Source organism: Sorangium sp. So ce726 (assembly GCF_051521405.1).
Classification (GTDB): Bacteria; Myxococcota_A; Polyangia; order Polyangiales; family Polyangiaceae; genus Sorangium.
In genome coordinates, this window is record NZ_CP150349.1 from 8,142,236 (window position 1) to 8,153,928 (window position 11,693).

Sequence of the window (11,693 nt, forward strand, 5' to 3'; positions counted from 1 at the left end):
TCCAGCGGTGAGCGCAAGGCCACCGCGCGTGCGCCATGGAAACACACGTCACAGACGTCACAGGCGTCACGGAAGACGCCAGGGAAGCGGAGGCGCACCCCACCTCGTGACGGCGCAACGTCCCTATCCCGCGAAACTCCGGCAAGAATCTGCGACCCCCTTGACGTGGACGCGCCCCCAGCTTCTCCTGATTCTCTATGCTCAGGCTAAGAGTATCTCTGGTGCGACGGGCGTGCTTCGTGTTCGGCATGCTGGCGATGACCGTGGGGTGCGGGAGCAGCGGACCCCCTGACGATCCCGAGCCGATCGGGGCCGCGACCGGGGCGCTCACAGGCGACGAGCCCGACCTCGTGATCTCGAGCGTGAACGCGCCCCGGAGCGCCGTGCCGGGCAGCTATTTCAAAACGTCTGTCACTGTGTGCAACCAGGGCAACTCGGCGAGCTATGGCACCCATGTCGACGTGAGCCTGTCGGACGACGACATCATCACACCATCGGATCTCGCCGTCGGCTATGCGCCGGTGGGGTACCTCGGCCCGGGGCAATGCGTCGAGGTCGGCGCCGAGACCACCGCGGCCGTGCCCGACGGCGCGTACACGCTCGGCGTCGTGGTGGACCAGCTCGACCAGGTGATCGAGCTCTCGGAGACCAACAACACGGCGCTGGCAGGCGAGATCGGCGTCGGCTACGGCCCAGACCTCATCGTCTCGGCCGTGAGCGGCCCGCCCAGCGCCCTCCCCGGCGGCGGCTTCGAGGTCCAGGTCACGGTGTGCAACCAGGGCACGACGTCGAGCCAGAGCGCGCTCGTGGATGTGCTCCTCTCGCCGGACGCCACGATCGAGCCGCCGGATCCCCTCCTCGGCGGCGCCCCAGTTCCGTGGTTGAACCCTGGCCAGTGCGAGTCGGTGACCGTACCCGCCAGCGCCAATGTCCCCGAAGGCGTCTATCACCTCGGCGCGATCGCGCACGAGAGCGGCTGGAACCCGGAGCTCATCACGTCCAACAACGCGCGGGCGGGCGGGCTGCTCGGCGTCGGCTATCAGCCGGACCTCGTCGTCTCGGCGGTGAGCGGGCCGCCGAGCCAGGTGCCCGGCGCCTGGTTCGACGCCTCGGTCACCGTATGCAACCAGGGTACGCAGCCGAGCTACGGCACCGATGTCGACCTCCTGCTCTCGTCCGATGGCGAGATCACGCTCGCCGATTTCCCGATCGGCGACGGTTATGTGCCGTATCTGAGCCCCGGACAGTGCTTCTCCACGACGATCCCCGCGAACACGTACGTGCCCGACGGCGCGTACACGCTCGGCGCGATCGTCGACGCCCCGGCCTGGATCGTCGAGCTCATCGAGGCGAACAACGCCGCGGCGGGAGGCGCGATCGGCGTCGGCTACCAGCCGGACCTCGTCGTAGCGGCGGTGAGCGGGCCGCCGAGCGTGACGTCTGGCGGCTCCCTCGACGCCTCGGTCACCGTCTGCAACCAGGGCACGCAGACGAGCTACAGCAGCAACGTGGAGCTGTACCTCTCCTCGGACACGATCATCACGGCGAACGACGTGCCCGTCGGCGGCGATATGGTGCCGTACCTCGATCCGGGGCAATGCACCACGCGGACGCTCCACGTGGGCGCTTACGCGCCTGACGGCGCCTACCACCTGGGCGCGATCGTCGATCGGTACGGCAGCGTTCCCGAGCTCATCGAGAACAACAACGCCGCAGCTGGCGACGTGGTCGGCATCGGCTATCGGCCGGATCTCATCGTCTCCTCGGTGAGCGCCCCGCCGAGCGCCCTCCCGGGCAGCGGCTTCGGTGCCACCGTCACCGTCTGCAACCAGGGCACGGCCCCGAGCTACAGCGCCGCCCTGGAGCTGCGCCTGTCACCCGACGACAACATCACGGGGACCGACCCGCCCGCCGGCGGCGCCCAGGCGCCGTACCTGGATCCGGGGCAATGCGCCGCCGTGACGATCCCGGCGAACGCTTACGTGCCCGACGGCGCCTATCACCTCGGCGCGATCGTCGATCTGTACAACTGGCAAGAAGAGCTGAACGAGGCCAACAACGCCGCGTCGGGCGGGCTGATCGGCGTGGGCTATCGGCCGGACCTCATCGTCTCCGCCGTGAGCGGGCCGCCGGCCGTCGTGCCCGGCAGCGGATTCAGCGCCTCCGTCACCGTCTGCAACCAGGGCACGACGCAGAGCTACGGCAGCGACATCGCCGTGGTGCTCTCGTCCGATGAGGCGATCACGCCGTTCGACGCGCCCGCCGGGGGCGGCTATGTGCCCGGTCTGAGCCCCGGGCAGTGCGCCTCCGTCGCCGTGCCCGCGAACGCCTACGCGCCTGACGGCGCCTATCACCTCGGCGCCGTCGTGGACCCGGCCGGCTCGCTCCTCGAGCTCATCGAGACCAACAACGCGGCGGCGGGCAGCCTGATCGGCGTCGGCCATGGCCCCGACCTCATCGTCTCCGCCGTGAGCGGGCCGCCAAGCGTGTTCCCCGGCGGCGGCTTCGACGCGTCGATCACCGTCTGCAATCAGGGCACGCAGACGAGCTACGGCACCCACGTGGAGCTGCGCCTCACCGCGGATGCGACGGTCACGACCGCCGACTTCCTCGCTGGCGGCGGTCCTGTGCCGTACCTGGATCCGGGCCAGTGCGCCACCGTGAGCTTCCCGGCGAGCGCCTATGTGCCCGAGGGCGCCTACCACCTCGGCGCGATCGTCGATCCGCAGGGCGGGGTCCCCGAGCTCATCGAGATCAACAACGCGGGCTCAGGCGCTCTGATCGGCATCGGCTACGCGCCTGACTTCACCGTCGCTTCCGTGAGCGGGCCGCCCAGCGTCCTGCCGGGAAGCGGCTTCGACGCAGAGATCACCGTCTGCAACCAGGGCACGACCCCGGGCTCCAGCATGGTGGAGCTGCGCCTGTCCGCCGACGCCACGCTCACGGAGGCCGATGCGTTCGCGGGCGGCGCGCCGACGCCTTACCTGGATCCCGGCGAGTGCGCGGCCGTGACGATCCCCGCCAGCGTCTACGTGGCCGACGGCGCCTATCACCTCGGCGGGATCGTCGATCCGTACGGCTGGCAGCCCGAGCTGATCGAGACCAACAACGCGACGCCGGGCGATCTGATCGGCGTCGGCACCTGGCCCGACCTCGTCGTCTCGGCCGTGAGCGGGCCGTCGAGCGTGACGCCCGGCAGCAGCTTCAACGCCGCCGTCACCGTCTGCAATCAGGGCAGGACCCAGAGCTACAGCGTCAACGTCGAGCTGCTGCTGTCGAGCGACGGGGCGATCACGCCCTCGGACAGCCACGCCGGGGACGGCTATGTCCCCGGGCTGAACCCCGGGCAGTGCGCCTCCGTCGTCGTGCCCGCGAGCGCCTATGTGCCCGACGGCGCCCATTACCTCGGCGCCATCGTGGACCCGAGCGGCGCGCTCGCCGAGCTCATCGAGACCAACAACGCCGCGGCAGGCAGCGTGATCGGCGTCGGCTACGCGCCGGATCTCGTCGTCTCCGGCGTGAGCGGGCCGCCGAGCATGATCCCTGGCGGAACCTTCGACGCGTCGGTCACCGTCTGCAACCAGGGCACACAGACGAGCTACGGCACCCAGGTGGAGCTGCTCCTCTCCGCCGACGCGACCCTCACGATGGCCGACTCGCATGCTGGCAACGGTCCGGTGCCGCACCTGGATCCGGGCCAGTGCGCCACCGTGACCTTCCCGGCGAGCGCGTACGTGCCCGACGGCGCCTACCACCTGGGCGCGATCGTCGACCGGGACAACTGGATTCCCGAGCTGATCGAGACGAACAACGCCGAGGTGAACGCCGTGATCGGCGTCGGCTACAGGCCCGACCTCATCGTCTCCGCGGTCAGCGGCCCGCCCAGCGCCATGCCGGGCAGCGGATTCGACGCTTCCGTCACCGTCTGCAACCAGGGCACCCAGCCCAGCTACGGCAGCGACGTGGATCTCTACCTGTCCGACGACGCCGCGATCGCGGACGACGACACACCCGCTGGCGCCGGCATGGTCCCCTTCCTGGCACCCGGGCAGTGCAGCTCCGTGCTCGTCTACGCGAGCGCCTATGTTCCCGATGGCGCGTATCACCTCGGGGCGATCGTCGATGTGAACGACTGGACCGAAGAGCTGATCGAGTCCAACAACGCCGCCTCGGGCGACCTCATCGGCGTGGGCTTCCAGCCCGACCTCGTCGTCTCGGCGGTCAGCGGCCCGCCCAGCGCCCCGCCGGGCAGCGGCTTCGACGCTTCCGTCACCGTCTGCAACCAGGGCACGTCCCCGAGCTACGGGATCGACCTCGAGCTGTTCCTGTCGAGCGACGACGCGATCACGCCCTCGGATGCCCACGCGGGGAGCGGCTATGTGCCCGGCCTGAGCCCTGGACAGTGCACCTCCGTGCTCGTCGCCGCGAGCGCCTATGGGGCCGACGGCGCTTACCGCCTCGGGGCGATCGTCGACCCGAGCGAATCGCTCGTCGAGCTCATCGAGAGCAACAACGCCGTGGCGGGCAGCGTGATCGGCATCGGCTTCGGGCCGGATTTCATCGTCTCCGCCGTGAGCGGACCGCCGAGCCTCGCCCCGGGTGATAACTTCAACGCCGAGGTCACCGTCTGCAACCAGGGCACGCAGGCGGGCTACGGCGGCGACGTGGAGCTGCGCCTCTCCTTGGACGCGACCATCACGACGGCCGACTTCCTGGCCGGCAACGGACCGGCGCCGTACCTGGCGCCGGGCCAGTGCGCCACCGTGACCTTCCCGGCGAACGGCTACGTGCCGGAAGGCGCTTACCACCTGGGCGCGCTCGTCGATCCGTACGGCTGGACTTCCGAGCTCATCGAGACCAACAACGCCGCGGCGGGCAGTGTGATCGGCGTCGGCCATCGACCGGACCTCATCGTCGCTGCGGTGGAGGGCCCGGCCAGCGCCTTGCCAGGCAGCAGCTTCAACGCCGAGGTCACCGTCTGCAACCAGGGCACGCAGCCGAGCTACGGCACCGATGTGGAGCTGCGCCTGGCGGCCGGCGACCAGGAGGCCGACACCGGTTTCTTCGCCGGAAGCGCGCCGGTGCCGTACCTGGATCGTGGCCAGTGCACGGTCGTGACCATCCCCACGTACCTGGCAGGGCCCGACGGCGCCTATCACCTCGGCGCCGTGGTGGACCCCTACGGCTGGATGCAGGAGCTCATCGAGACCAACAACACCAACGCAAGCAGCGTGTTCGGCGTCGGCAGCCGGCCGGATCTCATCGCGTTCGCCGTGAGCGGCCCATCGATCGCCACGCCGGGCAGCGGGTTCGACGCCGTCGTCACGGTGTGCAACCAGGGAACCACCCCGAGCGGCGGCACGAGCGTCGACGTGCTGCTGTCGTCAGACCGGGACGTTGCGCCCTCCGATATCCATGTCGGCAACGCGGTTGTCTCCGGGCTGAACCCTGGCCAGTGCGAAAGCGTCACCGTGGCCGCCGGGGCCTACGCGCCTGACGGCGCCTATTATCTCGGCGCGATCGTGGACCTGAACGGCCCGGTCCAGGAGCTCATCGAGACCAACAACACCGCCGCCAGCGACCTGATCGCGATCGGCCACGGCCCCGATCTCCTCGTCTCGGCGGTGAGCGGCCCGCCGAGCATCACGCAGGGCAGCACCTTCAACGCCTCGGTCACCGTCTGCAACCAGGGCACGCAGCCGAGCTCCGGCACCGAGCTCAACCTCTTCCTCTCACCCGACGGCGCGATCACACCCGCTGATTTCCCGATCGGCGGCGGCTATGTGCCCTACCTGAACCCAGGGCAATGTTTTACCACGACGATCCCCGCGAGCACCTATGTGTCCGACGGCGCCTATCACCTCGGCGCGATCGTGGACCCGTACGGCGCGCTCGCCGAGCTCATCGAGAGCAACAACGCCGCGCCGGGCAGCGTGATCGGCGTCGGCTATCGGCCGGACCTCATCGTGTCTTCGGTGAGCGGGCCGCCGAGCCTCATCCCCGGTGGAAGCTTCAACGCGTCGGTCACCGTCTGCAACCAGGGCACGCAGCCGAGCTACGGCAGCGACGTGGAGCTGCTCCTCTCCGCCGACGCGACCCTCACGGTGGCCGACTCCCCTGCTGGCAACGGTCCGGTGCCGTACCTGGATCCGGGACAGTGCACCACCGTGACCTTCCCGGCGATCGCGTACGTGCCTGACGGCTCCTACCACCTGGGCGCGTTCGTCGACAGGTTCGACTGGATCCCCGAGCTCATCGAGACGAACAACGCCGAAGTGAGCGCGATGATCGGCGTCGGCAACCGGCCCGACCTCATCGTCTCCGCGGTCAGCGGCCCGCCCAGCGCCGTGCCGGGCAGCGGATTCGACGCTTCCATCACTGTGTGCAACCAGGGCACGCAGCCGAGCTACGGCACCGACGTGGATCTCTACCTGTCCGCCGACGCCACGATCACGGCAGGCGACACACCCGCTGGCGCCGGCATGGTCCCCTTCCTGGCACCCGGGCAGTGCGCCGCGGTAGCAGTCTCTGCAACTTCCTATGTTCCCGACGGGACCTACCGCCTCGGAGCGATCGTCGATGCGGACGACTGGCAGGATGAGCTGATCGAGTCCAACAACGCCACCTCAGGCGCCCTCATCGGCGTCGGCTTCGGGCCGGACCTCGTCGTGTCGGCGGTCAGCGGTCCGCCCAGCGCCCCGCCGGGCAGCGGATTCGATGCCTCCGTCACCGTCTGCAACCAGGGCACGTCCCCGAGCTACGGCGTCGACCTCGAGCTGTTCCTGTCGAGCGACGACGAGATCACGCCCGCGGACATCCACGCCGGGAACGGCTATGTGCCCGGCCTGAGCCCTGGACAGTGCACCTCGGTGCTCGTCTTTGCGAGCGCCTATGGGGCCGACGGCGCCCACCGCCTCGGGGCGATCGTGGACTGGAGCGAGTCGCTCACGGAGCTCATCGAGACCAACAACGCCGCGGCGGGCAGCGTGCTCGGCGTCGGCTTCGGGGCGGACCTTATCGTCTCCGCCATCAGCGGGCCGCCGAGCATCGCCCAGGGCTATAGCTTCGACGCCGAGGTCACCGTCTGCAACCAGGGCACGCAGCCGAGCTATGGGAGCGACGTGGAGTTGCGCCTCTCCGTGGACGCGACCATCACGACGGCCGACTTCCTGGCCGCATACGGGCCGGTGCCCTACCTGGCGCCGGGCCAGTGCGCCACCGTGACCTTCCTGGCGAGCGCGTACGGGCCCGAAGGCGCTTACCACCTGGGCGCGGTCGTCAATCCGTACGGCGGGGTTCCCGAGCTCATCGAGACCAACAACGCCGCGGCGGGCAGCGTGCTCGGCGTCGGCTATCGGCCGGACCTCATCGTCTCCGCGGTGGAGGGTCCGGCCAGCGCCCTGCCGGGCAGCAGCTTCGACGCCGAGGTCACCGTCTGCAACCAGGGCACGCAGCCGAGCTACGGCAGCGATGTGGAGTTGCGACTGGCGGCCAGCGACCAGGCGGCCGGCACCGGTCCCATCGCCGGGGGCGCGCCGGCGCCGTACCTGGATCCTGGCCAGTGCACGGTCGTGACCATCCCCGCCTCCGCGGCGGCGCCCGACGGCGCCTATCGCCTCGCTGCCGTCGTGGACCCGTACGGCTCGACGCAGGAGCTCATCGAGACCAACAACACGAACGCAAGCAGCGTGTTCGGCGTCGGCTACCGGCCGGATCTCATTGCGTCCGTCAGCGGCCCATCGACCGCCGCTCCGGGCAGCGGCTTCGACGCCATCGTCACCGTGTGCAACCAGGGCACGACCCCGAGCGGCAGTACGAGCGTCGATGTGCTGCTGTCGTCGGACCGGACTGTCACGCCCTCCGATATCCATATCGGCAACAGCTGGGTCCCCGGGCTGAGCCCCGGCCAGTGCGAAAGCGTTACCGTGACCGCCGGGGCGTATGCTTCCGATGGCGCGTACCATCTCGGCGCGATCGTGGACCTGAACGGCCCGGTCCAGGAGCTCATCGAGACCAACAACACCGCCGCCAGCGAGCTGATGGCCATCGGCTACGGCCCCGATCTCGTCGTGTCGGCCGTGAGCGGCCCGCCGAGCGCCACGCAGGGCAGCCTCTTCGACGCCTCGGTCACCGTGTGCAACAAGGGGACGGCCCCGAGCTACGGCACCATGGTGGAGGTCCGGCTGTCGGCCGACGCAACGATCACGACGGACGACTTCCTCGCCGGAGGCGCCTGGGTGCCGAGCCTCGGCGTTGGCCAGTGCGAGAGCCTCCTCGTGCCCGCTGATACCTATCTCCCCGTGGATACCTACACGCTCGGGGCCATCGTGGACGCCTACGGCGAAGTCGCCGAGCTCCTCGAGGGCAACAACGCCACGGCCGGCGGCGAGCTCCTCGTCAGCTTCTGATCATCGCCCGTTTCCACGCCGGGAGAGGCCGGCTGCGCGCGACGCGGGTCGCGTGGCCGATCTGGCCGGCAAACCGGCCAGGGCGCGCCACGCAGCGCGGTCGTGCGCTTGCTCCCATCCTCGTGCCTAGCTCGTAACGACGCGGATCTGCCGCACGGTCCAGTCAGAGCCCGGTTTTGACACGGTGCTCATCACGCGCGCCGTGTTCCGATCCGCGTCGAGCGCCTCCCGCAGCCGGAAGAGCGCGTCGCGAGCAGCCCCGCTCCTTGTCGTCACCGACCGGGTGATGGGCCGATCGATGGGCGGCTGCAGGAGCCACCAGAAGTCGGCGTCATCGACGGTCGCGAAGATCTTGATGATATCGACCGCCGAAGTGCGCCCGGGGCGCAGGACAGACTGGAACGCGAACCAGACATCCTTCCCGGCGTCCACAGGGGTGTAGGGTCCCCGCGACGGGTCCTCAGGCATGACGGCGACGATCCCCCAATCGTCGTCGAGGTCGATGGCCACGATGTTGACCCGGCGGTCGCCGTCGTTGATGACATGCACGAACATATAGGCACCCGACTTCACAGCATAAGCGTCGCCGCTCGGCTCGATCACCGTCCCGCCCTGGATCGGAGCGCCCGGCGACCACTCGGGCGGAGGAGTGCGGAGCTCGACGCGGAGCGCGTCCTTGAGCCCGGAGAACGGGTCGTCGACTTCCAGGATGGTCTGGTACCGGAAGATGTGCAGCAGCCGATCGACCACGAGCTCGGCGGCGTTCGGCGCGCCGACGCTCACCGCTCCCACGTTGGGCATCGGCTTTCCGCTCGGGTCCCAGATCTCGTATTGATCGCGGTCGTTGATGGCAACCTGATAGTGCGGCGTCCCGCTTGTGTGGAGCACGAGGAAGCCGCGCCCTCTCGCCTTGATCGCGGCCTCGAGGACGGCGAACGGCCGTTCCTGGTCGATCCCGGGCGGCAGGTCGCCCCGGCGGAAGAGGTTGACCGCGCGCTTCAGCGCGACGGATCCCACGTCCTCGAGCAGCGCGGAGGCGCCAAGCTCTATCTTGTCGACCGGGGTGCCCTCGTCCAGGACCGCCCAGCTCTCCGTGGCCATCACCTCGTCGACGACGGCGCCGCCCACGCGCCGGTCGAGCTGCGTGAAGTCCGTCGTCCCGGGGCTGTAGAGGCCGAAGTTGCTGCCCATGGCGATCCCCATCGCTTGGCCGGCGCGGAGCCTCACCCTCCGGTTCGGCTTATCGATTCCGACCACCGTGACCGTGTGCGCGACGGGCTGGAGCTTGACGCCAAGCACCTGCCGCGCACCCTCGCCGAGGAGCTGCGGTGTCTGCGATGGGAATCGGCTCTGCACCCAGGCGAGCACGCGCTCGTAAACCGTCTTCCAGGACTGATCGGTGCCGACTGGCGCCAGCGCGTCCAGGAAGGCCGCCGTCATCACGCCGCCTCGCCGGGGCCGGGATCCATCGAGGTCGCCCTCCAGCGCCGACTGGTCGTCGCGGCACGCCGCGAGGAGCACGTAGTGGTTGGATCCAGGGAGCCAGGTCGTGGCCGCCACCGCACTTCGCGCGCTGCGCGTCGCCACGAGCCGCCTCCACGCGGCGCGTAGCTCATCATCGGGGGCGACGCCGTCCGTCGGCCGCTCCGTGGTGTCGAGCGTGGGATCGAGGTCAGCGCGGGCGCCTGTCGCGCACCGCGGCGCCACATCGACCCCACGCGTCGCGCCGCCGGAATGGCAGCTGTCGAGCATCACCGTCACGATCGCCTGCTTCTTCGTCGCGAGCTCGACGAGGTAATATGCGAGGTCGAGGTCGCGCAGGTTGCGGGTCGAGCTCTCGCCGATGTCCATGGGCACGAGCGTCTCGTCGTACCCGCCGAGCCCCTTCTCCTCGGGGAACCTCGTGGGGACGCGGCCCCCGTGGCCGGAGTAGTAGATGAACACCTGGTCGCCCGCTTGCGTCCTGGCGACCAGCCCATCGAGCGCCGCTCTCATGTTGGCGTACGTCGGCCAGTCGCTCCTCGGCCCGGCGGGCACGCCTGCCCTGGTGTCGGCCGCAACGAGCTTCCTGATCTCGCGCGGTCCCGGGACCCGGGCGTTCAGCATCGCCTCGATGGCCCCGACGTCGCTCACACAGCCTCTCAGGTTCCTGTAGGTGGCGCCGCTCGGGAGCTGGTTCGGAAAATAGAAGTCGATGCCGATGAGCAGCGCCCGGAAGGTCGGGCCCATCTCCGCGGCGCTGCTCGTCTCCGCCTCGTCGTGGTCGTCGTTCGGCTCGCTCTCCATGACGCCTCTCCCATGATATCGGCCGCGACGCCGGCCCCTCCGGTGACTCCCCAGATCGTCATGCGCCCGCGATGGATGCGCATCGCTGATCCACCGCAGCGCCGATGCTACCGTGCCGAGGGTGTGTGGGGATAAGCGATCTTGATGAAGTCGATGTCCATCGGCGACAGCTTGGTGTTCAATGGAGCGCTGAAGCCCGCGGGGCTTATTATGAGCGATTCGGGGAGGGGGTAGATCATGATCGAGGCAGGATCGAACGCGGTGCCCAGGAGGATATTCTCCGAGTACCGCTCGATGACGTTGTAGTCGATCTCCTCCTTGGTCCAGAAATTCGGCGGCCCGGAGAAGTACTTGTAGACGGCCTCCTTGTCCCACACGATGCCGCCACGAGGGTTCTTGTGCTCGTGGATGGCGCCGAGGGCGTGGCCGAACTCGTGGAGCACGACGCGCGAGCACTCCTCGTCGCTGGTGTCGTCCCGGAGCCAGCCGAAGTTCATGGTGGGCTGTTTGAGCGGGAAGTAATCCTCCACCAGGGCCTCGGTGCCTAGCGCTGACCACGAACCCTCGTCGGCGTAGAATGAGATCCTGATCTCCGCGTACTTCGAATCGCCGAAGTCGAACTGGATATTGGCGTGCTTCGTCCACTCTTGGGCGTACCGCTCGACCTTCGCCCGCATCGTGGAGGAGCCGTCGAGGAAGCGGATCTTCAGGAGCTTCCCTGGGCGCCACCGCTTGCTCGCGATGAGCGCGATTTTCTCCGATGGGGTGAGGTTCGGGTCGTTCGGATTGAGGCTGGGGTCCACGTCGTTCGCCGGATTTTCCCGCACGGCGGCCCGCCTTCCGTCCTCTTCCAGAGCGAGCGGCAGCTTCCGATCGTAGCAGATGCGGACATTGGCTTCCGGCGTTGCCATATTCCTATCCCTCCTCAGAGGCCGGCGGGCGCTCGGGCGCACGGACAGCCCGTGATGGATCGATAAGGAAGAGTGCGCGAAGGTCAAG

Annotated in this window: 3 protein-coding genes; 1 reads left to right on the forward strand and 2 read right to left on the reverse strand. The window is 69.0% G+C overall.

The features are described from left to right. Window positions 1-221 precede the first annotated feature (221 nt). Window positions 222-8,408 carry a CARDB domain-containing protein gene (locus WME79_RS30130; protein WP_437521850.1) on the forward strand — a complete coding sequence of 2,729 codons (8,187 nt, stop codon included), beginning with the start codon at window positions 222-224 and terminating at the stop codon, window positions 8,406-8,408. 126 nt (window positions 8,409-8,534) lie between these two features. Here the strand turns inward: WME79_RS30130 and WME79_RS30135 are convergent, their stop codons facing one another. Both WME79_RS30135 and WME79_RS30140 read right to left on the reverse strand, forming a co-directional pair. After that, window positions 8,535-10,694 carry a caspase family protein gene (locus WME79_RS30135; RefSeq protein WP_437521852.1) on the reverse strand — a complete coding sequence of 720 codons (2,160 nt, stop codon included), beginning with the start codon at window positions 10,692-10,694 and terminating at the stop codon, window positions 8,535-8,537. Between the two features lie 107 nt (window positions 10,695-10,801). Continuing rightward, window positions 10,802-11,605, reverse strand: a complete 804-nt coding sequence (locus tag WME79_RS30140) for a matrixin family metalloprotease (RefSeq protein ID WP_437521854.1) — start codon at window positions 11,603-11,605, stop codon at window positions 10,802-10,804. Window positions 11,606-11,693: the final 88 nt, after the last annotated feature.

What these genes read in the sequence shown, in the direction of transcription:
- WME79_RS30140 (WP_437521854.1), bottom strand. Translation starts at nt 11,605, where the DNA reads ATGGCAACGCCGGAAGCCAATGTCCGCATCTGCTACGATCGGAAGCTG.
- WME79_RS30135 (WP_437521852.1), bottom strand. Translation starts at nt 10,694, where the DNA reads ATGGAGAGCGAGCCGAACGACGACCACGACGAGGCGGAGACGAGCAGC.